Source organism: Capilliphycus salinus ALCB114379 (assembly GCF_047276495.1).
GTDB lineage: Bacteria > Cyanobacteriota > Cyanobacteriia > Cyanobacteriales > Microcoleaceae > Capilliphycus > Capilliphycus salinus.
Genome location: NZ_CP178543.1, coordinates 2,725,829 through 2,751,329, shown reverse-complemented (window position 1 = coordinate 2,751,329; position 25,501 = coordinate 2,725,829). Strand labels below are relative to the sequence as shown.

At 45.1% G+C, this 25,501-nt stretch carries 21 protein-coding genes; 9 read left to right on the top strand and 12 right to left on the bottom strand.

What is annotated here, in order from left to right; all coding sequences use genetic code 11:
* Positions 1–11: 11 nt before the first annotated feature.
* The gene (locus tag ACL6C3_RS11440) at positions 12–368 is read right to left on the bottom strand and encodes a hypothetical protein (RefSeq protein WP_413167296.1); all 357 of its coding nucleotides are present in this window, start codon (positions 366–368) and stop codon (positions 12–14) included.
* Between the two features lie 155 nt (positions 369–523).
* The gene (locus ACL6C3_RS11435; protein WP_413167295.1) at positions 524–925 is read right to left on the bottom strand and encodes a COG3650 family protein; all 402 of its coding nucleotides are present in this window, start codon (positions 923–925) and stop codon (positions 524–526) included.
* A 192-nt stretch (positions 926–1,117) separates the two neighbouring features.
* Here ACL6C3_RS11435 and ACL6C3_RS11430 point away from each other — a divergent pair, with 192 nt between their 5' ends.
* A complete protein-coding gene (locus ACL6C3_RS11430) occupies positions 1,118–1,456 on the top strand; it encodes a hypothetical protein (protein ID WP_413167294.1) in 339 nt (112 codons plus the stop codon).
* Between the two features lie 24 nt (positions 1,457–1,480).
* Here the strand turns inward: ACL6C3_RS11430 and ACL6C3_RS11425 are convergent, their stop codons facing one another.
* A complete protein-coding gene (locus ACL6C3_RS11425) occupies positions 1,481–2,638 on the bottom strand; it encodes a quinone-dependent dihydroorotate dehydrogenase (RefSeq protein ID WP_413167293.1) in 1,158 nt (385 codons plus the stop codon).
* 157 nt (positions 2,639–2,795) lie between these two features.
* Here ACL6C3_RS11425 and ACL6C3_RS11420 point away from each other — a divergent pair, with 157 nt between their 5' ends.
* The 6 genes from ACL6C3_RS11420 to pip all read left to right on the top strand — a co-directional run bounded on the left by ACL6C3_RS11420 (position 2,796) and on the right by pip (position 12,438).
* Positions 2,796–5,609: a GAF domain-containing protein gene (locus tag ACL6C3_RS11420; RefSeq protein ID WP_413167292.1), complete on the top strand. Its 2,814-nt coding sequence runs from the start codon at positions 2,796–2,798 to the stop codon at positions 5,607–5,609.
* 336 nt (positions 5,610–5,945) lie between these two features.
* Complete coding sequence (gene ftsY, locus ACL6C3_RS11415) at positions 5,946–7,664, top strand: signal recognition particle-docking protein FtsY (protein ID WP_413167291.1); 1,719 nt, start codon at positions 5,946–5,948, stop codon at positions 7,662–7,664.
* 186 nt (positions 7,665–7,850) lie between these two features.
* Positions 7,851–9,353 (top strand): GAF domain-containing SpoIIE family protein phosphatase, encoded by a 1,503-nt coding sequence (locus tag ACL6C3_RS11410; protein ID WP_413167290.1) that lies wholly within the window; start codon positions 7,851–7,853, stop codon positions 9,351–9,353.
* The gene (locus ACL6C3_RS11405) at positions 9,340–9,564 is read left to right on the top strand and encodes a hypothetical protein (RefSeq protein ID WP_413167289.1); all 225 of its coding nucleotides are present in this window, start codon (positions 9,340–9,342) and stop codon (positions 9,562–9,564) included. The genes ACL6C3_RS11410 and ACL6C3_RS11405 overlap by 14 nt, the downstream gene beginning before the upstream one ends.
* 53 nt (positions 9,565–9,617) lie before the next feature.
* Positions 9,618–11,009: an argininosuccinate lyase gene (gene argH / locus ACL6C3_RS11400; protein ID WP_413167288.1), complete on the top strand. Its 1,392-nt coding sequence runs from the start codon at positions 9,618–9,620 to the stop codon at positions 11,007–11,009.
* Between the two features lie 487 nt (positions 11,010–11,496).
* Entirely contained in the window at positions 11,497–12,438 is a 942-nt protein-coding gene (gene pip, locus ACL6C3_RS11395) for a prolyl aminopeptidase (RefSeq protein WP_413167287.1), read from the top strand.
* Positions 12,439–12,838: 400 nt separating this feature from the next.
* Here the strand turns inward: pip and ACL6C3_RS11390 are convergent, their stop codons facing one another.
* Positions 12,839–13,219 (bottom strand): DUF2780 domain-containing protein, encoded by a 381-nt coding sequence (locus ACL6C3_RS11390; RefSeq protein WP_413167286.1) that lies wholly within the window; start codon positions 13,217–13,219, stop codon positions 12,839–12,841.
* Between the two features lie 75 nt (positions 13,220–13,294).
* On the bottom strand, positions 13,295–13,657 hold the full coding sequence (locus ACL6C3_RS11385) for a hypothetical protein (RefSeq protein ID WP_413167285.1): 363 nt from the start codon (positions 13,655–13,657) through the stop codon (positions 13,295–13,297).
* A 397-nt stretch (positions 13,658–14,054) separates the two neighbouring features.
* Here ACL6C3_RS11385 and ACL6C3_RS11380 point away from each other — a divergent pair, with 397 nt between their 5' ends.
* Positions 14,055–14,774 carry a Uma2 family endonuclease gene (locus tag ACL6C3_RS11380; RefSeq protein WP_413167284.1) on the top strand — a complete coding sequence of 240 codons (720 nt, stop codon included), beginning with the start codon at positions 14,055–14,057 and terminating at the stop codon, positions 14,772–14,774.
* Between the two features lie 16 nt (positions 14,775–14,790).
* On the opposite strand, the gene ACL6C3_RS11375 is transcribed toward ACL6C3_RS11380, so the two are convergent.
* The 5 genes from ACL6C3_RS11375 to ACL6C3_RS11355 all read right to left on the bottom strand — a co-directional run bounded on the left by ACL6C3_RS11375 (position 14,791) and on the right by ACL6C3_RS11355 (position 21,427).
* Complete coding sequence (locus ACL6C3_RS11375; protein ID WP_413167283.1) at positions 14,791–15,060, bottom strand: YciI family protein; 270 nt, start codon at positions 15,058–15,060, stop codon at positions 14,791–14,793.
* A gap of 153 nt (positions 15,061–15,213) precedes the next feature.
* Positions 15,214–17,679 (bottom strand): phenylalanine--tRNA ligase subunit beta, encoded by a 2,466-nt coding sequence (gene pheT, locus ACL6C3_RS11370; protein WP_413167282.1) that lies wholly within the window; start codon positions 17,677–17,679, stop codon positions 15,214–15,216.
* A 223-nt stretch (positions 17,680–17,902) separates the two neighbouring features.
* The gene (ltrA, locus tag ACL6C3_RS11365; RefSeq protein ID WP_413167281.1) at positions 17,903–19,567 is read right to left on the bottom strand and encodes a group II intron reverse transcriptase/maturase; all 1,665 of its coding nucleotides are present in this window, start codon (positions 19,565–19,567) and stop codon (positions 17,903–17,905) included.
* Between the two features lie 451 nt (positions 19,568–20,018).
* Positions 20,019–20,231 carry a hypothetical protein gene (locus ACL6C3_RS11360; protein ID WP_413167280.1) on the bottom strand — a complete coding sequence of 71 codons (213 nt, stop codon included), beginning with the start codon at positions 20,229–20,231 and terminating at the stop codon, positions 20,019–20,021.
* Between the two features lie 2 nt (positions 20,232–20,233).
* Positions 20,234–21,427 (bottom strand): RNA-guided endonuclease InsQ/TnpB family protein, encoded by a 1,194-nt coding sequence (locus ACL6C3_RS11355; RefSeq protein ID WP_413167279.1) that lies wholly within the window; start codon positions 21,425–21,427, stop codon positions 20,234–20,236.
* 373 nt (positions 21,428–21,800) lie between these two features.
* Here ACL6C3_RS11355 and ACL6C3_RS11350 point away from each other — a divergent pair, with 373 nt between their 5' ends.
* On the top strand, positions 21,801–23,531 hold the full coding sequence (locus ACL6C3_RS11350) for a protein kinase domain-containing protein (RefSeq protein WP_413167278.1): 1,731 nt from the start codon (positions 21,801–21,803) through the stop codon (positions 23,529–23,531).
* A 49-nt stretch (positions 23,532–23,580) separates the two neighbouring features.
* Here the strand turns inward: ACL6C3_RS11350 and ACL6C3_RS11345 are convergent, their stop codons facing one another.
* Positions 23,581–24,165: a serine acetyltransferase gene (locus ACL6C3_RS11345; RefSeq protein ID WP_413167277.1), complete on the bottom strand. Its 585-nt coding sequence runs from the start codon at positions 24,163–24,165 to the stop codon at positions 23,581–23,583.
* Between the two features lie 92 nt (positions 24,166–24,257).
* Complete coding sequence (locus ACL6C3_RS11340) at positions 24,258–25,247, bottom strand: glycosyltransferase (RefSeq protein WP_413168298.1); 990 nt, start codon at positions 25,245–25,247, stop codon at positions 24,258–24,260.
* Positions 25,248–25,501: the final 254 nt, after the last annotated feature.

Genomic DNA, 25,501 nt, shown 5'->3' with positions numbered 1-25,501 from the left:
AAATCAAGAATTTACTCGATCACAAAAACATCAACCTTCATCGCCGATTCCACCTCTTGAGCTTCGGAAATATAATCTTTAATATAAGCACAATCTACCGTACAATTTTCTGTTTCATTATCAATAAAAACCGTTTTCAAGAGCAGATAAGGCATATTGCTCACATAGGAAACTTCCACCGATGAAAATCCGATTTCTATATGACTTTCGGTATAAATAATATACTTAATTGTTATCAAAATCTCAACATCATCATCAATCTTTAAAGTCGGCGCATTTTCAATTACCCCAATATCTTGGAAGTTTTTCAGCAAAATCACCTGTCCGGGTTTGAACTTGCACGATGTTTCAGTTGAGTTAATCTTCATTTACACAAAGTCGTTAAAAGGTGAACAAGAACGAAAGGTTGGGGTCAGCAAAAGCTGAAAACTGCCCTAGATTATTATAATTCTAAGGGGCAGTCTTCTTAATGTAAATTTTTAAGAAACTTTACTTGTTCGTCCGAGGGTTAAACTCGATGACCTCATCTTTTTTTCGCACACCCTTCTAACACCTCACTTCCGCGAATGACTGTGGCACTATAGGGGTAGACATTATCAGACATTCCATCACTACAACTCTTGTCCTGTTTTAAAATTAAAAAACCGTTCGGGTTCCCCTGAAGCGGGTAGACTCGAACGACATCTGCTGGACGTCCCAATCCGGTCATCGGTTCGCTATAGGGGTATTTTTGCTCATCGATTGTTGGTGATGAGAAGACAATTTCATCCCCAGTAACTTTCACATTCCAAAACGGTTCCGTTCCCAGAGCGATAAATCCCTCCGCAGGTGTATTATCAGCATAACTGCTGTGTAGAGTCGAGCCAAGATTTCCCACACCCAACCCTAATAAAATAATCCCAAATAAAAAGGATTTTGTACTCATCTCTATCCTACTTCTGAGCGGTCTTATTCATCTACAGTGGTTTGACTGACCATTCGGGCTAAAAAAATCACTTCCCCTTTTCATCTGATTCCGGTTGATTAATTTTATTGTGGGGGCGAACAGCAGTGAACAAGCGCCCTATTAATGATACATTAATTTAGTGATTGCGCTGGCCACACGGCTACATCGTTTATGTTTAAACCAAAAGTCGTTATCATTACCAATGCTGGAGTGTATTTGGCGGCTCTCTATCCGGCTTTAATGGGGGCTATTTTTTCCTTGGGTTTTGAGTTGGCTTCCGAACCGGAAGACTTGTTAAACGCCAATGTTGAGACGGGTTTTCATTCGATTCTCACCAAAACTTTGTTTTATTCAATGGCGACTTTTCCGATTGTAGCCGCATTTTGTATTGCTTTAGCCTGGAGTTTGTATAAAATTCGCGCCACCAAGCCGGCGATTTATATTAGTTTTATTCCTTGGGTTAATATTGTTTTATTTACCCTGACCGGTTTGTTGATTTTAGGGTTTTAATTTAGGGGTTTTAATTTTAGGGTTTTAATTTAGGGGTTTTAATTCCTCAGTTTTGTTTGCCAAACCCACCGCTTGCGAAATCGATTCGAGTCCTTGTTCTTCTAACTTTTGTAATAGCCCGGTTGAAAGATTGCGAATCATTCCCGGCCCTTCATACACCCAACCGGTATAAACTTGAACTAAACTGGCGCCGGCGGTAATTTTTTCCCAAGCATCGAGCGCCGTAAATATTCCACCCACACCAATAATCGGTAACTGTCCCCGAGTTTTTTGCCAAATCAAACGAATCACTTCGGTTGAACGTTTTTGTAGGGGTTTTCCGCTGATTCCCCCGGCTTCTTCGCTAACAAATTTTCCGGTTTTGGCTATTTTTTGAGTGGTTAAACCCTCCCGGCTAATCGTGGTATTTGTGGCAATAATTCCCGCCAATTGATAAGTACCTGCCAATTCTATAATATCACAAATTGCCTCATTTTCTAAATCCGGTGCAATTTTCACCAGTAGGGGTTTTTCCCCTTCATTTTCCTGTTGCAAACTGTGCAGAATTTTGCTAAGTTGTTCAGAATCTTGTAGCGATCGCAATCCCGGCGTATTGGGAGAGGAGACATTAACCACAAAGTAGTCACCGCAACCTTTTAGCTCTCGAAAACTGCCTAAATAGTCGGATTCAGCCTCTTCTAAAGGAGTGATTTTTGATTTCCCCAAATTAATTCCAATGGGAATAGAAATCGGTCTGCGGGTTTCTCGACTTTGTAGACGAGTCGCGAGGGCTTTTGCCCCTAGATTATTAAACCCCATACGATTTAAAACCGCTTGGTCAGACAACAAACGAAATAATCGGGGTTGAGGATTACCCGGTTGAGGATGAAAAGTCACCGTTCCCAACTCAGCAAAACCAAACCCCAAACTTTGCCAAATGCCGGCGGCGACTCCATCTTTATCAAATCCCGCTCCCAAACCGATGGGATTCGTAAACTCCAAACCCCATAACGTTTGAGTCAGACGGGGATCAAACCCTGAAAAAGAAGACCGAATTGTTGATTCAATCCAACTCGAAACCGGGTTAACAGAAGTGCGATCGAGCCAACTCAATAGTTGTAGGGTTTGATGGTGCGCCCACTCCGGATCGACGTTTAACCCGGAAAATAAAACAGGTCGTATCCCAGAACGATAAATATCCAACAATCTCTCCTAAAATCTTGTTAACGGCATCATTAAAATCTAAATCAACAACTCAACCCTTCCCGCTATGGAGCCAAACGATTAACATTGGTCTAACCCCAACTCACTACTGTGAGATTTTAATCCATTTCAAACTTTTTTTAAGGGTTTAATTCCTATGGGGCAGCAATTCAATTCAGCAAATTCGGTGCAAGCGATGACCCTCAGTCGAGTCCTCCAAACGCTTCGAGAAGAGGACAACATAGATGTCCTATTGCAGACCAGCTTATCCTATCTCCAAGCGAAATTCAACTATCGTTTGATCTGGATTGGCCTGTACGATCGCCTCGACCATCAATTAGTGGGTAAGGCGGCCAAAAGCTTAGACGAAGAAAGCAGTTTTCTCAAACAACGATTTACATTAACCCCCGGCGATTTACTCGAACAAGTGATCATCCAACTGCAACCGATCGCGATCGCCGACTTGCAAATCGAACCGCGAGCCGGGGACTGGTGCAAACTGGCTCAAACCTACAAAATACACTCAACCCTCCTCTATCCCCTGCGCCACAAAGATCGCTGCTTCGGCCTAGTCCTACTCGGATCGGGTCACAAAGGGGGGCGGACAGATGCCAACGAAACCGAACACCTGTCCATCGTGTTGGGAGGATTAGCAACCGCACTCTACCACATCGAAATCGAATGGCAACGCCAGCAAAGCAAACATCCCAATGCTTCCCTGCTAAAACTGTTGTCGGAGTTTCGCAGTTTCGCCCGTCTCGATCACTATCTCGAAGCCGTCATCAAAGAAACCCATCGATTCATTCAACCCACCCGCACCAACATCTATTGGTACCATCAAGACGGACGTTACTTTTGGCGGCGCAGCAGCAACCTGAAAAAAACCCTTGAGGCCGTGATTACCCGTGCCGCTTCTGGAATTAACGTCCAAGATTTAACCGAGTTTTATCAGGCTTTGGCCGCCGATCGCTTGGTGGTTATCGGTGAATCTCACAGCACCCTAAAAGCCGAAGTCACCCGGTGCTTAATGCGAAGAATGCGAGTGCGAAGTCTGTTGGCTGCCCCAATTATCTTTAATCAAGAACTGCTCGGATTTTTAGCCCTAGAAGGGAAACATCCTCGCATCTGGCAAACCAGCGATAAAACCTTTGTCCGGGGAATGGCTCAACTTTTGGGTTTAATCGCGCCTCTAGCCGCCACCAACGACACCATTAAGCAAATAGAGGACAATCACGCCTTAACCGCAGAAATCACCCGAGCGATGATCAGCGATAAAGACTGGCCGATTCTATTATCGAGTACCGCCGAGCGACTCTGCCAGCGTTTAAAGATCGAATACTTTTTTCTGTTAGAAGAAAACCCAACCAACCACCAGTTCGATCTCCTCTATCAAAATCCACTTCCCCACCATCGCTTACTCACCACCCCTCTAACCGCCCTCAGCCCCGACCGGGAAGACCAACTGCAACAAACCGGAGTGATCGCCCTCGAACAGTGGGAAGACAACCCCACCCTGTCGGCTTGGAGCGAACCCCTGCGGGAAATTGGCCTGCGATCGCTGTTAGTTTGTCTGATGAGCGACGATCGTCGGGCCTGCTGTCAGCAAATGACCTATCGCCGTTCGCTGCTGGTCATCGGTCATAGCAGTCCTCGCACCTGGACTCAAGCCGAGGAAGCCTTGGTGAAAATTGTCGCTCAACAATTGGGTTTAATCCTGCATCAATGGCACCTCAACCATCAGGTGCAAGTTCAGCATCAACTCAATCAAATGAACGCCAAAGGCTGGCAAATTGTCCGAGAAACCGACGATCTCGGCGAGTTAGAACGTTGCTTTACCCAAGAAATTGTTGAAGCCCTATCGAGTCGTTTGTTGCTGTTGGTGACTTGGACAGAAAGCCACAGACAGGGTGAAATTGTTCTGCGTTACGAACAACAACAGCTTATTCGGCCCCAAACCCAAATAACGATTGATATCGATCGCGATTCTTTGATCAAACCCGTTTTGGCAACCCAGGGAATTTTTACCCAACCGATCAACAACCTCCCCCTTTCTACCCGTCAGTGGCTTAATTTTCCCTCGGATTGCGATCAAGTTTTGGCGATCGCATTGCGAACTCATCCTCACCATCAATCGACCGGTCTATTAATTTTAGGTCATTCCCCTATCGAAGAAGAATCCGAACAAACCATCAAACTTTTAGAAGGATTTGTGACGCAGTTAGCCTGGATGCGGCGTTATTTGAGAGTCCAAACTCGCCTGTCTCAAGAGCGAGAAGAATTGCAATGGCTCAATTGGTACAAACAACGCCGTTTAGAAGAACTTTATCGCGGAGTCGGCAGTCGCGTTAAACAACTCAATGAACTCGAACAGTCGCCCTTTCCCAATGGGGACGAACATAAAAATCAATTAACCCATTTGCGCTACCAACAGCTTTTGAGGCAAATTAGTCAAACTTTGGCTTCGACTTCATCATTGCTCAAACACGAACAGTGGCAGCTTCATAACCGCAAGGATTTGATCGTTGTTTCTAATTTATTGCGCCGACTTCGCGATCGCATTCATCCCATTTTAAAAAATCGCCAACTGGGGCTACAAGTTCAGCAACAGAAGAATCTCACCTTAATTGCTGACAGTCTTAAACTGGAATTGGTCTTATATGAACTGTTGCTGATCGCCTGTTATCGATCGCACCCGATTGGAATTATTGAAATTAAAGTTCAAGCGATCGATGAACACCATCTAGAATTGGTGATTAGCGATCGCGGTATTATCAACCCTCAACTGATTCGGGAACTCGAAGTCGGTCGATCTGCCGATGTGCTAACCCCTTCTAGCCTCGATCGTCCGCCCGGTCAACATTTGCTGATTGTCGCCCGGATTATTCAACAGATGGGAGGTCAGTTTCAATTGCAACAAGTCGAGGAGGGTTTAATTATCAGCCGGTTGATTTTGCCGTTGAATGTGCCTTAACTTTTTTTTTGATGAAGCTTTTTCAAGGAAACCTGTAAAAACTGTAAAGATTTGGTCAAGTTGACGGTTTTGAATCTAATCTCAGTGATTTCTATCATCCAAAGGAGGTGATAATTTTGAGTAATTACTCATAATCTGGATTTTGAACAATTTTCACGAGTCTATCTTGGGTCATAGTTTTCTATTTCTGCGGAGTCACGACAAATGTCACGGCGATCGAGCATCGGTACGGGTCTGATTTAAAATTGACTGAAAAACAGATTCATTATTTGGCAATCTTCTGACAAACTATTAATAATTTAGAAATAGTCTCAAATAAGCGAGCGAGTCAGTACAATGGTTTTTAATTGGTTTCGTCGTCAGTTTGATACGAGCGGATCTACCTCCAAATCACCAGAAAAATCGGCAGACACCAAACCCAGCGAGGATCAGCAAGCTGAACCTCAACCGGCGGAGTCGGAACAATCGACCGCAAAAGCCCCCACCCAAACCAACTCAGCCGACGAGTATCTTCAATGGGCAAAAACCGCTTACCAAAATCTGCAAACCCAACAAAAACCCGAACCCGACGAGGTTGAACCGCCGCCCACTCCCGAACCCGAGTTAGAACCGACAACCGCCCTCAATCCCCCACCGGAAGCCGAAGCAACCGGAGTCGAAGCGGTAACGGAGGCCGAAACCTGGGCCGACCCGGAAATCGGATCGCTGGTATCCCAAGACTCTCCCGAACTTACCTCCAGCTATGTCCCCGAGGTGAGCGAACCGATGGCCGATGTTTCCGAAACCGAGTCTTCTCTGCGACAAATTCCCACCCCGGAAACCGAAGTCCGTGACCCGGAAGATGCCCCAGAAGCCCCAGAAACCGCAGGAGAAGCTTCAGACGTAGGGGAGGTCACAACACCCGCCGCCGCCGCCCCCTTGCCGATTTGGGCGCAGTCTCAGGCCGATCGTCAGGCCCGGATCGAACGCTTAAAAGAAACCGCCCAGGAAGAACCCGAACCGGTCGGCCCGGCGGCGGCAGTAGCGATCGCCCAAGAGTCGGCGATCGCCTTTGATGAGATGTTTATGTGGTCGGCGGAAGTTCTGGCCAATCAAGGCCGGCGTCCGGAAGATGTGGCGATCGAAGAAATTACCTGGCTGCAAAAACTGTGGCGGGGGTTGGGTCGGACCCGTCGGAGTTTGCTGAACCAACTCAAAGCGATCGTCGGTCAGGGACCCTTAAACCAGGAAGCCGTCGAAGAAATTGAATCCTTGCTCTTACAAGCCGATGTGGGTATCGAGGCCACCGAGACGATTATCAGCGCCCTGCAAGAAAAAATTCGGGCCGAAGTTCTCCCCCCCGAACAAGCAATAGCCTACCTCAAGCAACTTCTGCGGGAACTCCTGGAACGTCCCTACGAAAATGGCTACAGTCCGGCTTTTGCTCCCGAGAAAGAGACTTTAAATATATGGCTAATTACGGGAGTTAACGGAGCCGGAAAAACCACAACCATTGGAAAAATTGGTCACATTGCCCGCAAATCTGATTATAATTGCTTGATTGCCGCAGCAGATACTTTTCGGGCGGCCGCCGTTGAACAGGTGAAAGTCTGGGGCCAGCGCAGCGGAGTTGACGTGATTGCCAATCCCGGGAAAAATACCGACCCGGCCGCTGTGGTCTTCGATGCGATCGAAGCCGCCAAAGCCAGAAATACCGAACTGCTGTTAGTTGATACCGCCGGACGGTTGCAAAATAAAAAAAATCTGATGGAAGAACTCAGTAAAGTTCGCCGGGTGATTGACAAAAAAGCACCAGATGCTATCGTAGAATCCCTACTCGTCTTAGACGCGACTCTGGGTCAAAATGGTTTGCGTCAGGCGGAAGTCTTTGCCGAAGCGGCTCAATTAAGTGGTGTAGTCTTGACAAAATTAGACGGAACTGCTAAAGGTGGTGTTGCTCTGGCCATTGTCCAACAGTTAGGTTTGCCGATTCGTTTTATAGGAGTCGGGGAAAGTATCGAAGACCTACGACCCTTTTCGAGCTACGAGTTTATCGAAGCTTTACTGAGCGGCTGAGTCGCATCGATTGTATAAGCTTTGTTGTCGAGATATAAGATGTTTGTAGAAACCGTTTGCTTACCCCAGATGTCAGAAATTTTCGAGTAAAGGATTGATGATCTCTAAAAAGCTGCGGTCGCAACCCGTGAAGTCCGAGCTACTCTGTATATCCCATTTTTGTTTAACCCATTATCTAAACCAGATATGACTGCTCTGCCCTTGCCACAGCATTCTGATCGATTCTCCAACGGAACTCCGGGAACGGCTGAGTCCTTTTCCAGTCAGTCAACGCCAACGGAAATTACTCCCGTGCGGACGTTGAAAGAACTGGTGGCTCGTTTACATCGGGAACAGCAGAATGTAAATGAATTGTTGAGTTCTCTGGGATTTGCCCTCCGCAGTTTTAAGAATCTCAACCAATTTCTAGAATTGACTCCCCTCGTTGCCAGTCGGGTCACAGATGCCGATGGCGGTGCAATGGTTTTGTTTAAACCCAACGGTCAAGTCCGCTTTCAACGGTTACACTGTCAAGAAGGCCGTCAGTGCCAAGATATTCGTCAAGCTTTGGAAACGGCCACCCGTCAAGTTAGCATCCAACCCCTCAATTCGATGGAACGGATGCCTAAAAATCTGCTGAAGTCGTATATTGCCAATTTGGATTATCAAGTCAGCAACTTTTTAGGCCCTCAGGTGCAAGTGTTCGGGACGGCAATTTTAGTTAATAATGTCGAACGGGGACGGCTGTATGTGTTCAGCCACAATCCTAATTATCACTGGACACCCACCCGCCAAAAATTGATGCGTTTGGTTGCCGATCAAACTGCCGTCGCCATTGCTAACGATGAACTGGCCGTTTCTCTGCGGGAAAAAGAACGCCTCGATCGCGAGTTGGAAATTGGGGCCGAAATTCAAGTGCGTCTGTTACCCCGCAAATGCCCGAAAATTCCCGGTGTGGATGTGGCCGCTCACTGTCAAACCGCTAACCGAGTCGGCGGCGACTATTATGATTTTATTCCTTCTAATTTCGATCAAAGGGAAAGTCCCCCAACTGCCGCGTCTAACGGTCTGACTCCCCAGGAAACCGACGAAAATTGGAGTATTGTGATCGGCGATGTCATGGGCAAAGGCGTCCCGGCGGGGTTAATTATGACCATGACCAGAGGAATGTTGCGGGCCGAAGTTCTCAACCGCCACAGTCCGGCTAAAATTCTCGAACACCTCAACCGCGTCATGTACGCCGATCTGGAAACCTCCAATCGCTTTGTTACCTTATTTTACTCCGAGTACGATCCGGCAACTCGTATCCTGTCTTACAGTAATGCCGCCCACCATCCGCCACTGTTATGGCAAGCGGCAACCCGCTCGATTCAACAACTCGATACTTTGGGGATGTTGATTGGGTTGGATGCCGATACTCGGTATTTTGAAGCACAAGTTCAACTTCAACCCGGAGATACAATCGTTTATTACACCGACGGACTGACCGACGCCGCCAATCAAAAAGGCGATCGCTTTGATGAAGAAAATCTGCAAAAAGCCTTTGAATGGGCTTGCCAAAATTACAATAGTTCACAAGCGATTTTAGATTATATCTTTGAGCAAGTTCAGGATTTTGTCGGCCCCGGTAGCCACAATGTCGATGATATGACTTTGGTTGTCATGCAGGTTCAATCTTCGCCCGAGGAAAATTGCAATGATGTTTCTTGATGGGGGATTTGATGGAATTACAGGTGCGAATGCTGTTTCTCACCTGTTAGGCCAATCCTCATCAAACTACACGTTACTCGCCCAACAAGATAATTTGGATCTTTGGGCGAACGTGCAGAAAATCTGGAATAATTTGATCGAAACTGGACAGCTTTGGGCGTTGCTGATTGGAGCGGGTGTCGGTTGGTGGATCAGGAGTATTTTACCTTGATGTTCGTTCGACCCTCAGTCTGATTATTTCTTATTTGTTATTTGTTATTTGTGATGACTCAATCAAAAACATGGAGCGATCGGTTTAAAACCGCCTTACATCCGGCGATCGCCGCTTTCAATGCCAGCATTGGTTTTGATATTGAACTGATCGAATATGATTTGACCGGTTCTATTGCTCATGCGAAAATGTTGGCAAAAACCGGGATAATTTCCCCCGATGAAGGCGAAAAATTGGTCGCCGGTTTGGAACAAATTCGCCAAGAATATCGCCAGGGCAATTTTCACCCCGGAGTGGAAGCCGAAGATGTTCATTTCGCCGTTGAACGCCGGTTAACCGAAATTACCGGAGATGTCGGTAAAAAACTCCATACCGGACGGTCTCGCAACGATCAAGTCGGTACCGATACCCGCCTCTATCTCCGCGACCAAATTCAACAAATTCGCGCCCAACTGCTTGAGTTTCAAGGGGTTTTGCTCGATCTGGCGGAAGTTCACCTGGAAACGCCTATCCCCGGTTATACGCACCTACAACGCGCCCAACCCGTCAGTTTGGCTCATCACCTGTTAGCCTACGTGGAAATGACTCAGCGCGACTGGGAACGCCTCGGAGATGTCTACAAACGGGTTGATATCTCCCCCCTCGGTTGCGGGGCGTTGGCGGGAACGACTTTTCCCATCGATCGCCATTACAGCGCCGAACTCTTGACATTTAGCAAAGTTTATGCTAACAGTCTGGACGGGGTTAGCGATCGCGACTGGGCGATTGAATTTCTGGCGGCGGCGAGTTTGATTATGGTTCACCTGAGTCGGCTGTCGGAGGAGATGATTTTATGGGCGTCCCAGGAATTTAGTTTTATCAGCCTCAAAGATAACTGTTCGACCGGTTCGAGTATTATGCCCCAAAAGAAAAATCCCGATATTCCCGAATTGATTCGGGGAAAAACCGGGCGAGTTTTTGGGCATTTACAGGCTTTATTGGTGATTATGAAGGCTTTACCTTTGGCGTACAATAAAGACCTGCAAGAAGACAAAGAAGGCTTGTTTGATAGCGTAAAAACCGTTAAAGGCAGTCTGGAAGCGATGACCATTCTGTTAAGAGAAGGGATCGAATTTAAAACCGAACGTTTAACCGAAGCCGTCAACGAAGACTTTTCTAATGCGACAGATGTAGCCGACTATTTGGCAACAAAAGGGGTGCCATTCCGCGAAGCTTATAACTTGGTTGGAAAGGTGGTTATTACCTGTTTGGATGCCGGAAAACTTCTCAAAGATTTAACCTTGGAAGAATGGAAAAGTTTGCATCCGGCGTTTGAAAATGATATCTACAATGCGATCGCTCCCAAGCAGGTTATTTCCGCCCGAAATAGCTACGGAGGCACCGGTTTTGAACAGGTTAAAAATGCCTTAAAAGCCGCACGCGATCGCTTAAATTCAGTTGAGTAGGCAACAGGGAACAGGCAACAGTAACCAGTGATGTAGGGGCGGGTTCCGAACAAATATATATTTGTTAGAAATAACCTCAATAAACCCGCCCCAACCCCAAAAAAAAACCTGTAGGGGCGGGTTCCGAACAAATATATATTTGTTAGAAATAACCTCAATAAACTCGCCCCCACCCCAAAAAAAAACCTGTAGGGGCGGGTTCCGAATAAATATATATTTGTTAGAAACAACCTCAATAAACCCGCCCCAACCCCACAGCCATAAATAATATTATGTACAGTTAATTAATAATTCTGTGATGGGGTGGGGCGGGTTTACCTCAATCTCGCAGTAGTAGTAAATATCTTGGCGGAGGCGCGCCCCTACAGCATGATTATTGATTAGTATGATATCCTGTTAGGGGCAGGTTTATGTAAGTTATTTCTGCGAGAACATAGATCTAAGCGGAGGCGCGCCCCTACAATAAACTCTATTTTATCTAACTTCTATGCGAGAACTTTATCCCCCCATTGAACCTTACATTCAAGGCACCTTAAAAGTTAGCGATCTTCATACTATTTATTTTGAACAGTCGGGAAACCCAAAAGGAAAACCCGTCGTCGTTTTACATGGTGGACCGGGAGGCGGTTGTTTACCCGAATATCGTCAATATTTTAATCCCGAAAAATGGCGAATTATTATGTTCGATCAGCGGGGTTGTGGACGCAGCAAACCTCATGCGGAACTGCGGGAAAATACAACTTGGGATCTGGTTGAGGATATTGAAAAATTACGAATTTGTTTGGGTATTGAACAGTGGGTGGTTTTTGGCGGAAGTTGGGGAAGTACCCTGTCTTTAGCTTACAGTGAAACTCACCCGGAACGCTGTAACGGTTTGATTTTACGGGGGATTTTTCTATTGCGATCGCCGGAAATTGGTTGGTTTTATCAAGAAGGAGCAAGTCATATTTTCCCCGACGCTTGGGAAGAATATGTTAAACCTATTCCTGTTGAAGAACGGGATAATTTCTTGCAAGCTTATTCTAAACGTCTTAACAGCGAGGATTTTAATATTCGTTTAGAAGCGGCGAAAGCTTGGTCAATTTGGGAAGGGAGTACGAGTAAATTATATGTTGATTCTAATTTAAAGCAAAGGTTCGGCGAAGATGAATTTGCGATCGCTTTTGCACGAATTGAATGTCATTATTTCGTTAATGGTGGTTTTTTTCAACCCGAAGATCAACTTTTGAAAAATATTGATAAAATTCGCCATATTCCCGGTACAATTGTACAAGGGCGTTATGATGTGGTTTGCCCGATGAAAACGGCTTGGGAACTCCATAAAGCATGGCCGGAAGCCGAATTTATAGTTGTTCCCGATGCGGGTCATTCCATGAGCGAACCGGGTATCCGTTCGGCGTTGATAGAAGCGGGCGATCGCTTTGTTTAGTGGTCTTTATTTACCCTAAATCCCCCTAAATCCCCCTAAATTCCCCCTGATCCCCCTCCCGTCCCCCTGATCAATCCCCCTCCCGTCCCCCTGATCAATCCCCCTCCCGTCCCCCTTGGAAAGGGGGAAGCCAGAGGATGCTGCGCTTTGGCTTTGATGGGGGAAGCCAAATGTTGCTTCGCTTTGATTTATACGGGGGACTTTCACTTCAATTTCTCCCCTATGATCCCCTGCCTCCCCACCCCCCTTTTTAAGGGGGGACAAGGGGGGATCATAGGGAGGTGCCGTAGGCGGAGGGATTAAGGGGGGCTAGGGGGGATAAAAAAGGGGGGCTAGGGGGGATAAAAAAGGAGCTAGGGGGGATAAAATCAGAGTAAAAAATATTCAGTTGACAGAGAATCTATTTTAAAATTTGTTCGAGTAACTGACTCGCTCCGATGCCACCTTTTCCTTGAATATAAGATAAGATAATCGGCACAAACTGATTAATCATACCCGTATTTAAACCCAGTTTAGAAAATCCTCCGGCTAAAGCGGCTAAACTTCCCACCGACGCCGGCGCTCCCATCGCGGAAGCCAAACCCCCCAAAGCGCTCGCCATTCCCCCCGCTTGAGGTGCGGCGCCGAGGAGTTCACCCATACCCGGAACATATTGAGCAATTTGAGCAAATTCCTCATCTTGTAATTTTTCTTGAGCCAGTTGAAAGAGGAGTCCGGCTCCTCCTTTGGCTTGCTGTTCCTGCACCCCAAGTTGACGGGTCAAAATCTCAACCAGTTCCATCTTGTTTTACCAACACGACATACAAGTTTTATCACAACTGATGAAGTTGCTCAACTGGCTTTATGGGTTTTAAGTTTAATATCGATGATCCTGAGTTGATAATGAAAGCGTCATCGCCGAGCGAACAAAGCTTTCATTGACATTTTGCCAGCGAGGGTTACAAACTTTACCGTCTACAACATCGAAATGAACTAAAAACCAACGATCTACCAAACTTCCCCGTTCGAGAATGCGTTCAAAATATATCACTCGTTCGGGATCGATGTAAAATTTTTGACAAATTTGATCTAATAAAATCTCAAACGCTCGACCGATACTAATTCCGGTGTTCCAGGGTAACTCTGATACCGTGATCACTTTACTCCCATCGGGCTTGCAATGAATGGTCACATCACATTTACAGATGCTACCGGGCCAAAGTTCACATTTGAATAACATTTTGACAATATCCTTATTTAAACGTCAAATACAACACAGATCATTCTCTGCTGTCTTCATTCTCTCCGAGAAAGTTTCTAAAGTAAACCTTAAGATCAACAAAAATGTACAGCGTGAACAGAATGAAGATTTTTAAGATTTGCTTAACTTATTCTAGCAGCGAACGTTCCGCGATCGCCATAACCCTCGGATATAAAAAAATTCTGGAGTTTTTTTGATTTGGCTGGAGAAGAGTTGAGCAAATGTACTCATCTAAAATTCTCTGGCAAAAATTTATAATTAAAAGGGATAAGCACACATAAAATGTTTATTAGAATTCGGTTTTAGCTTTTTAAATTATTCCTGTACTCAAACCGTAAAGTTATAGATAATAAAAGCAGTCGCATTTTTCAGTTTTATGTCTCCAACTGTTAGCCAACCCGTCATTACCTGGGAAAAATTACCCCCAGATTACCCTTTACCGGATGATCCAGTGGATAATCTTAATCAACCGCTTTTAGCAACAGCTTTAACTGAAAGTCTGGAATTAGCAGGATGTATTCAACCGGAAATGTTAGTCGGAACAAATTTCGGAATTTGTGCCACAATGGATGGTAAACTGGTGATTAAAGCGCCCGATTGGTTTTTTGTACGTTCTGCTTTACCGACGAATCCACCCCAACAAACTCGTCGCAGTTATACGCCCAATTTAGAAGGAGAAATTCCGGCGATTGTGATCGAGTTTTTGTCGGAAACAGAAGGCGGGGAATATTCGATAAAATCAAAATATCCGCCCGGAAAATGGTTTTTTTATGAAAAGATTCTTCAAGTTCCGATTTATGTAATTTTTGAACCGAATGCGGGATGGTTGGAAGTTTATCAACTCGATCCTTCTCGGGGTTATCAACTCCAACAACCGGATGAAAATGGACGGTATTGGATTGAGAATATTGGATTATTTTTGGGTGTTTGGCGGGGAACGAAAACCAACCGAATGGGTTATTGGTTGCGGTGGTGGGATGAAGCGGGAAAATTGTTACTTTGGGGAACTGAACGTTTACAGAAAGAACAACAACTCAGAGAAAAAATGGCTCAAAAATTAAGGGATTTGGGCGTTAACCCCTATGAAATTGAGTAACATTTAAACCGATATTTTAGAAAACTTGAATCCATTCTTTGACCTCGTATTCTATCCAAATTCCATTTTTCCAATAGGGATCGGCTTCTATGAGTTGTCGTACAATTTCCTCTGTTTCAGCGTCATAAATTCCAAAAACTTTGGTTAAATCTTGAGTTGGGCCAATTGTAATGACAATTCCGGCTTCCTTTTGTTTTTTGATTCCTTCTAAATGGGCTTTTCGATAAGGTTCTCGCTTTTCTAAAACATTATCGCAGTAGGTTCCAAACAAAACATATTTTGGCATTTTTTTTGACTTAAAATAGATGATACCATGTCCGGTTGATTAATGCGTGTTCTGGGGGTGGGGCGGGTTTTTATAATTTTCTCCCCAAAAACCCGGTATCTCGAAGAAACCGGGTTTTTAATTCCCGATGCAACTCGGTTTTTTATACTCTAATTAACTGCGGAGATTGACATTAAACTCCTTAACTAACGCATCGCGAACTTTTTGCTGTTTCGGTTGAACTTCTTCTTCAGTTAACGTGCGATCGCCAGCGCGATAAACCAAACGAAACGCCAAACTGCGCTGACCTTCGGGAACATTTTCGCCCTTATATTCATCAAACAGTTTAACTGATTCTAACAGATTTCCGGCCGCTTTGGTCATACATTTTTCCAGATTTGCAACGGAAACATCCGTCGAAACAAAGAACGCAATATCGCGATCGGAAGCGGGGAAAGTCGAGAAAGGTTTAAATTTCCGAGTTAAATTATCCGCTTGAGTCATCGCTTCAATTAAAACCGATAAATTCAACTCAAACAGATAAACTTCTTGGGGTAATTCTCGCTTTTCTTGAACTTGAGGATGAAGTTGACCAAAAACACCCAAACGCTTTCCATTTAACCATAAAGAAGCCGTTCTTCCGGGATGTAATTGTTCAATTTGAGTTTCTTGTTGGTATTCAACCGACAAATACAACCGTTTAAAAATAGCTTCGAGGATACCTTTTGCTTCAAACCAACTCATCGGTTTTTCGCGTCCACCTAGCGTCCAGTGTCCCTGAGTCGGATCGCCCCCCATAATTCCGGCGATCGCATCTTTTTCTTTAAAACGCTCTCCCTCTTTCCAGAAAACGCGGCCAATTTCAAAGCCATTTAAAGCCCCATTTCCGTTTTCCAAATTGAACGCAAACGCATCAATTAACCCGGCTAACATTTCCGTTCGCAAAGCGGAATATTCCACAAACAAAGGGTTAGAAATAACCACCTGATTTTCCCCTTCTTGTTTTACCAAAGAATAGTGCATTAATTCCGTTAAACCAACCGCTCTAAATGCGGTTCTCAGTTGTCGCAAAGCCAACTGATCTTCCGGTAAATAACCCGGTACACTTTGATCGGGTAAAGTATCAGAAAAATTATCATAACCGTAGAGACGGGCGACTTCTTCAATTAAATCAATTTCCCGTTCTAAATCTCGCGCCCGATAAGCCGGAACCGTTACGGTCCAAACCACATCTTTTTCGTCTTTGGCTTGAGTTTCACGCGCCAAACCACAGCCCAAAGCGGTTAGAATGCCTTCCACTTCTTCCGGTTGTAAAAACGATTCAACCAACGTATTTTCGCCGCGTTTGAGAGAGCCTAAAATCTCATTAATCCGACTCAAACGCAGAGAAACTTCAGAAGAAGTAACATCATCAACAATATTACTCGCCGACTCTTGTTGTGTGGGAATTCCGCCTGCAAGTTCTGTAATTAACGAAATCGCCCGACAACAAGCAAGAACCAATTCTGCCGGATTAACGCCCCGTTCAAAGCGGGTAGAAGCCTCTGTACGCAAGCCTTGACCGCGAGCAGAACGGCGAATTGCAACTGAACTAAACACAGCCGCTTCTAACATTAAATTCTGCGTTTGTTCATAAACTTCGCTGTCTTCACCGCCCATAATTCCGGCCAAAGCAACGGGTTTATCGTTGGCGGTAATCACCAAAGTTTCATCTTTCAATTGTCGGGTTTGGCTGTCAAGCGTTTTGAAAGATTCTCCCGATTTTCCAAACCGGACCCCAACCGTTAAATCTTGAGAACCGGTAATTTTTTGCAGGCGATCTAAATCAAAAGCGTGTAGCGGTTGACCCCATTCCAACATAATATAATTGGTAATATCAACCACATTATTAATCGGTCGAACACCGGCTGCTTGTAAACGCTGTTTCAGCCATTGGGGAGAAGGGGCAATTTTAATCCCTTCGATAATTGTACCCGTATAAATCGGACAGGCTTGGGATTCGCTGACATCAACCGCCAATTTTGAAGACGCTTTTTTATCTTCAATTACCACACCCGTCGCCTCAGGAATTCTTAACGTAGAACCCGTTAACGCCGCAATTTCCCGAGCAATTCCCACCATACTTAAACCATCGGCTCGGTTGGCCGTTGCGGTAACATCTAAAATGACATCATCCAAACCGAGCAAAGGTCTAACATCGCTTCCCAATTCGGGATTTTCGAGATTAAACGAGTGAATTCCTTCCGAATCTTTTTCTAATCCTAATTCTGCCAAAGAACAGATCATTCCCTCCGAAGGAACGCCCCGAAGTTTGGTTTTTTTCAGTTTCAAATCAACCTTAGGTAAATAAGTTCCAATAGTGGCGACAGCGACAATTAAATCCGCTTTCGCATTGGGGGCGCCGCAAACAATATTGAGGGGTTCGCTTTCACCGATATCGACTTGACAGACTCGGAGTTTATCGGCGTTGGGGTGGGGAGTCGCTTCTAAAATTTTTCCTAAAACAACGCCATCCGCCCAACTGCTGCGATCTTCTAGATCTTCAACTTCAAAGCCGGCTACAGTCAAGGTTTCGGCTAACTCTTGGGGAGTCATTTGGATGTCTACTAATTCTCGCAGCCAATTTAAAGAGATACGCATTCTTTTATTAGGTGTTCAGTGTTCAGGGTTTGAGGTTATTTAGGCCTGATCGCTCAAGGCCCAGATTTGAAAGACCCATGAAGTGGTCTAGCATCGGTGTTTAGCTTCAGTTTAGGGGGTTGGATTGTCCAGTTCTCATCTTGATCGGGTAAGGTTCGACCCTCGCGGGTCTCCCCTCCCCTAAGAACCGTGCGTGACTGTTTCCAATCACACGGCTCAAGCCTTACTTCAAGCTTTTCAACTTGGGTTTGGAGTGTACCTGTTTGTGACACGTTTTGTGTAGGTGCATTAGGTTTTCTGGGTCATCAGAGCCACCTTTTGCAACAGGTACTATGTGATGGGTTTCTATTAATTCTCCGTTGAATAGGTTATCACCACATACCGGACATTTCCAGTTCTGGAGCTTGGCAACTTGTTCGTATTTGGAACCTCTTGCCCAATAGTTTTTTCCGATTTTTGTGCTTCGTTTTTCCCAATATTCTCGGAGTGAAGGGTCATCAGGGCTTGAATTCCCTTTGACTTTTACGTGTCTTACGATGGGTGTACTACTGATGTCATAAAGAACATATAACTGTTCTTTTCCTTTTCTACCAGTCCCTTTACACATGAACGTCCAATTATCCTTTCTGAAGCTACCGAAGTAGCGGTTCATCACCCATGTTTTTGATTTGTTGGGATGCCGATGTTTAGCCCAACTAAAGAGGTATAATCTCACCCGATTACGGATGTATCCGAAGGTTTTTTTACTAACTGCTCCTCTGTAGTAATTAGCAAAACCTCTGAGAAGTGGATTGAGGGTTTTGATGACTTCTTCTTGTGTCCTTGCTTTCATTTGAGCTAGTGTTTTACCTATCTTCTTGCAGAAAGCTAAGACTTTTTCTTTTTGGGGCTTTATGAGTAGTTTACCATTGTAATGGCGTAAATTGAACCCCAGGAAGTCAAATCCTTCATTTATATTTACTATCCTTGTCTTCTCCTCGCTGATTTCCAAACCTCTATTTGACAACCATTGCTTTATCAGGATAAGCACTTGTTCCAAAGATTCCTTGTCTTTCGCAGTAACTATAAAGTCGTCTGCGTAACGAATGATGCCTAGCTTTGGGTTGATTATTTTAATGTGTTCTTCTAACCCGTGCAGCCCAATATTTGCGAGTAATGGGCTTACGACACCGCCTTGAGGAGTGCCTGTCTCGATTGGGTTTAATTTACCCTTATCGATAAATCCTGCTTTTAACCATCCTCTAATTAATTCGCTATATGGAAATGAATCAATTCTTTCGAGTATGGATTCATGGGCAACGTTATCAAAGAAGCCTTTAATATCAGCGTCTAGAACCCAAGTGTCTTTTTGCCTCGAATCTCCACTCGGTCTTAACCTTATGAAGCATTGTTCTATGGCATCGTGACAACTTCTTCCCGGTCGGAAACCATAGGAATTGGCTTCAAACTGGGATTCCCATTCTGACTCTAGTGCGTTTTTGACTATTGCTTGTGCGACTCTATCTCTGACGGTTGGGATTCCGAGAGGACGTTTCTTGCCGTTGGATTTTGGTATGTATACCCGTTTTGTGGGTTGTGCTTTTGGCATCTCCCAGTCGTTAACAAGTTTCACTCGCTGTGCAGGGGTGTTAATTACCTCCTTATCTATTCCTGCGGTTTGCTTTCCGGTATTAACCTGAGTGATTTGTCTAACACTAAGCAATAGGTTAGCTCGGCTTTTGATTAACAATTTCTGCAACCTTCTAAGTTGCTTCCATTGACCAAGTTGTCTGGCACGGAAGATTCTTTGACGTAGATTCCTAACAATTTTACGGGCTTTTTTCCAGTTAACCTGTGACCAGTCCGTTAATTGTTCTTCCACTCCATTTATCAAATTTGCACTTGACATCTAACTTATGTTTCCGTTTGGTTTCTGTATCATTGTTTCGTCCGTATAAGACCCAAGAGAAGTCTGCTATTGCTTTCGCTCAAGGGCAAAGTTTGAACCCTTATCTGCCTCATTACAAGACAGCATTCGCTTTCTCTCTCATCTTCTGCCCTCCAGAGGGTTCGGTCTTTGTTGCCTCAGACTTACTCGCTGACTCGACCTGTCTGTGAGACTCTGTAGGGTTTACCCTGTTGTGTCATCTGGAGTTTACAAGTTGGTTAGGATGGTTGCCTCTTCTGCGGTAGGGGTTTTGTTTTCACGCTTCGTAAAGGATGTAGTTACGGAGCCTACCTACTTACCTTTTGGTCACAGCCTATCAGGGATAATTTGGCTGTTTGTCGGGTTACGCAGTTTAATCAGCAACTTAGACCTTGTTCATCCTTCCATCTCTTTCCTTCTCGCTCCTTACCGCTTAATCCCTAGCAGTTTCGGCTTCTTTTAGGGCTTGCATTCCTTCCATTTCATTACTTACTTTGGAAGTAGCCGGACTCAGAGAGTCTTTTCTATGAGGGCTGGAGGTGAAAATCTCCAGGGGACTCGGTGTCCCATTCCACATGACCAGTTCAGGTCGCGCACCTCCTCCCAACACCAACACATTCGTTTTTGACGTGGGATTCCCAAACATCACTATTTGGGTTCCTGTTTCTTTCTCTTACTTGAAGAGGATTTCGCACCTGGCTTAACAGATTTACTCTGTTCGGCTCTTACGGTCGCTCCACAGGCTGACACCGCCTGTCCGGCGGCCAAAATATTAATTGAAGCGTTGATATCTCGGTCGTGGTGAGAATTACACTGAGGGCAATCCCACTCCCGAATATTCAACGCCATGTTGTCCACAATATAGCCACAATTAGAACATCGCTTTGAACTGGGAAACCATCTATCTATCTTGATTAATTCCCGTCCGTACCACTCAGCTTTGTAAGTGAGTTGTCGGATGAGTTCCCTCCAATTGGCATCGCTGATTGCTCTGGCTAATTTGGGATTTTTGACCATGTTCTTAACAGCCAAGTCCTCAACTACAATTGTTTGATTTTCACGAATCAGTTGAGTTGTCAGCTTGTGAGTATGGTCACGACGAGCATCAGCTATTTTTACATGAATTCGAGCTACTTTGACTCGGGCTTTCTCCCTATTCTTTGAGCCTTTGATTTTCCGGCTTAAAGACTTTTGAGCAAGTCGGAGTTTTTTGTATAGCTTATCAAAGTGTTTGGGATTAGAAATCTTAACCCCATCGGACGTGGTGAACAGACTGCTGATGCCGAGATCTATTCCAACCTTTCTGCCGATTGGTTTAAGTTTATGGTCTGTTGGGTCGTTAATCCTTAGAGATACAAACCATCTACCGCTCGGGTCTAGCTTGACTGTGATCGTGGAAGGATTACACCCCTTTGGCAGTTGACGACTCCATCGAATTGGTAGAGGTTCAAAGCATTTGGCAATATAGATTTGACCATCTCTCCATTTAAAAGCTGATTTGCTGAATTCGGCACTGCCACCGTTGCGTTTTTTCTTAAAGTTCGGATATTTGGCTCGACCCGCAAAAAAGTTAGTAAATGCAGTTTGCAAGTGCCTTAAACTCTGCTGAAGTGGAACACTACTGACCTCATTTAAAAAGTCTAATTCTTCCTCTTTTTTCCACTTCGTCAGCATTGACGACGTTTGAGAATACCCTACTCGTTCAAAACGTTCATACCACGCCTCGGTTCGCGCCGCCAGTGCTTTGTTGTACACCAGGCGGACGCATCCCAATGTTCTCCTCAACAGGTTTTCCTGTTCTGGAGTTGGGTAGAACCTAAATTTGAGAGCTTTTTCAACCATGTTTTACAGCTTACCACAAAATTTGTAAGTTGTTGATTGGGGTCGCGATTCCCGCGCCGAAGCCAATTGCCTTATGGCGTGGGTCTTCTGGCTTGATCAAGATCAACTAAAGAGGGAGCCGAACGCACCCCTTGATTGTTTTGGCCAATGTGTTAAGTTTTGCGGAATTTCTTATTTCTATGGTGAATAATAGAAATAGGGGAAACTATCTACTGACACAAGATCTGTGCATCTGCTGGCTGTTACAATACCCGCAGGCTAAGTTCAACCTAATGTCGCTTACGATCGGTTTCTCGACCATCCGAAGGATTTCGGCTCAAGGGCTGTATTGTCTGTCTCCGCTAAACTTTAAGTTGAAGCATTCTCGAAGACTATGAGTTACTGTATCAATCCAGCTTGTTCCCATCCTGAAAACCCAGAGGATGCCTCCCAATGTCAAACGTGTCGGTCAAAGTTGGTGTTGCGAAATCGCTATCGAGTGATGAAGCCTCTGGGTAAAGGTGGGTTTGGTGCTACGTTCTTAGCAGAGGATCTGTCTTTACCGGGTCGTCCGAAATGTGTGGTTAAGCAACTTCGTCCTGCGGCTAAATCATCCCGAGTTTTGGAAATGGCTCGCCAGCTTTTTCAACGGGAAGCGAAAACATTGGGGAAAATTGGCGATCATCCTCAAATTCCCCGACTGCTCGATTATTTTTCAGGAAAACAGCAATTTTATTTAGTTCAGGAATACGTCGAAGGTTGTAATTTAAAAGAAGAAGTTCAGGAATCGGGTTTATATACAGAGCAAGAGATTAAACAGTTTTTACGGGAAATTCTGCCCCTGCTGGATTATATTCATTCCCAGGAAGTGATTCACCGGGATATTAAACCTGCTAATATTCTCAGACGTGTTCAAGATCAACGGTTGGTTTTGATTGATTTTGGAGCGGTTAAAGATGAAGTCAAACAAGTCACAGAATTTGGAACGGGACAGACGGCGTTTACCAATTTTGCCATCGGAACTTCGGGTTTTGCTCCCCCCGAACAGATGGCGCTGCGGCCCGTTTATGCCAGCGATATTTATGCGGTGGGGATGACTTGTGTTTATTTGATGACCGGAAAATCTCCCAATTCTTTAGATCATAATCCCATGACCGGGGAAGTGTTGTGGCGCGCGCTGGTTTCGGTGAGCGATTCTTTTGCGGCGATTTTGCAGAAAATGTTGGAAATGTCGGTTTATCAACGTTTTCAGTCGGCCCAAGAAGTTTTGGGGGCGTTGGATCACGAAACCGAGTTGTACGGCGATCTTTCTGCGGGACTTTCGGTTCAACCGATGTCTGGGGTTTCAGATGCGCCCACTGCGGTTGAAAGCGATCAAACCACCGTTTATGATGATCGACAGACGACCGGGTTTAGACAACAAAATCTCCGCCCTCAGAGGGATTACGCTCCACTGGAAAATCATAATAATGATGTCACCGTTTATAATGACGAGGAGACAACGGCTTTACGACCTTTTGCGGCTCAGGCTCAACAAATTCGAGAGCGAAATGCACGCCGTCAGAAGAAAAAGTACACCCCGTTGGGAGACAATTTGACCTCTTTAGATGGCGGTTTAAGTGCCACTCAAGGCGCTCCCAATGTCACCACTGTATTTAGTGCCAGTAATTCCCAACTGAGATCGAATTCTGATCGTTGGGATGAAGACAGTTTACATGATGCTTACCTGCGAGGCGATCGCTATTTTACCGATTGCAATCTTCAGGGTTTGGACTTGCGAAATGAAAAGTTGTCAGGTTCTTATTTTTCGGAATCTCGCTTACAACAAACCAATTTTCAAGGCGCTGATTTGTCTCGGGTTGATTTTTGTAAAGCGACCTTGACCCATGCTATTTTAAAGGATTCTAATTTAATCCATGCTCGCTTGAGTTATGCTAATTTAGAAAATGCCGATTTGCGAGGTGCCAATCTCACCTACGCGAACCTCAGTTATGCCAACCTGCGGGGCGCCAATTTGTGCGGGGCGAATTTAACCCATGCTTTAGTTTCTGAACAGCAACTTGCTCAGGCTAAAACCAACTGGCGGACGATTTTACCCAACCGAAAGCGAAAATTTGGATTGTGAATTTAACCCATTTCTCACTTTCGATTGATGATTTTAGGGGTGCTTCTACTCAATCGAAATCGGAAGATTCTTCTATTGTTTCTCGGGAATCTTCTTGGCTGTCAAGATGTTTGGGTTGAATAATCCGAGCCGGGATACCCACTGCTGTGGCTCCGGGGGGAATATCGCAGATGACAACGGCGTTTGCTCCTATTTTAGCATGAGCGCCAATCTTAGCTTTCTTAAGAATTTTAGCTCCCGCTCCGATGTCAACGTGACCGCCAATTTGCACATCTCGGGTAATCGTGACCTGTTGTAAAATCAGACAGTTGGGACCGATTACCGCTTGAGGATGAATGACAATTCCATTGGGATGAGTTAACACTAACCCGCCCCCCAGTTGACAGTTTAAGGGAATATCGGCGCCGGATGCCACACTCCAAAATCGATGCTCTAGGGTGTGTATTTTTTGAAACAATTTACCCAACATTCCGCCCCGTTTTTGCCATTTTTGGTATTGACGAATTGACTTGAGAAGTTGTCGGCCCGGAGACCACCAACGCTCCAATTTTTCGCGATTCCAGTCGGGTTCTGTTGCCGAAATTTTCGGTTTAATTTTTTGGGGGGTTTTCGGAGATTCTAAAGAGTTTTCCATACTCTATTTTATCAATTTAGGGGGGTTGAATGGGATCGGTTGGCTGAAAAATCGGGGAAGTCTTCAGGGATAGATGTACCCTTGAGTTTGAGCTATGTTTTGTATTCTACCAAGCTTCGTCGCCGACCCAGTAACCGATTCAAATGAAATTGAATTTGACCTTGAAGTTGGGGAAATTTACCCAGGACGCAGGAGAAGGCATACAGTGCGGAGTCCCCGGTCGAATAACCCCGTTGTTGGGTATAATAACCATAAATTCGATAAGTCAAATAGGGATAACCCAGTAACAGCAACAAACTTAATTCATGGGTCGGAAAAGCCAGAGTTAGGGCCAACAACGGAATAAACAATCCCCACAGCCAAATACTTTTGGTTTCTTTGACCCAATGGCGCTGGGGAGATTTTCCGTGCAACCAAGCGCCTTCTGCGTAAGCGTGACCCGATCTCAACATCCGTTTCCACCACTGGTTCCAACGGGTCATCTGAGCGTCGTGTAGGGTCATTTCGGCATCGAGGCGGAGAATTTTCCATCCCTGTTGACGTAACCGCACACAGAGTTCCGGTTCTTCGCCGGCGATAATCAAATCGTTGAATCCCCCCGCTTGTTCAAAGGCTTCAACTCGCATCATCGAGTCCCCACCGCAGGCGTCGGCTTCCCCGACGGGAGTATTCCACTCGATATCACACAGTTTATTATAAACGGTCGATTCGGGAAACCGTTCTCGCCTCCGTCCACAAACCACCCCAACGTCCGGTTGATCTGTTAATTGTTGGATCGCTTTTTCCAACCACCCCTCGACCACTTCGCAGTCACCATCGACAAATTGCACAAATTCGATTTGGGGGTGAGTTTGTCGGAGGTGTTTAAACCCTGCATTGCGGGCGCGGGCGGCGGTAAAGGGAATGGATAGATCCAGTTCGATGGCTTCAACTCCTAGCGATCGCGCCATTTCTACGCTACCATCGGTCGAGCCGGAATCAACGTAAACAATACACTCTACTTTCTCGAACACTGAAAGTAGACATCGACGCAAGCGTTCGCCTTCATTGCGTCCGATCGCAATTAGTCCAACTTGATTCAGTCTATTCACTAATTATTAATGACTTTGAGGAGTTAACAGGTTGCACTATTCATTATTAGGTTAGCATACTCTCTGAAAAGTTCAAGAAATTTTTAGTAATCCATTTCAACGCCTATTCTTTCGGGTCGGGGACGATCTAAAGATCCGTCAAGTTGGGTCAGTCGTTGCTGGACGTTGACAACAAAAGTAGAGTATAATAAGCGAGTGCATCTTATCAAAAGACACACTCACCATTAAAGTCATGTAAATGCAGA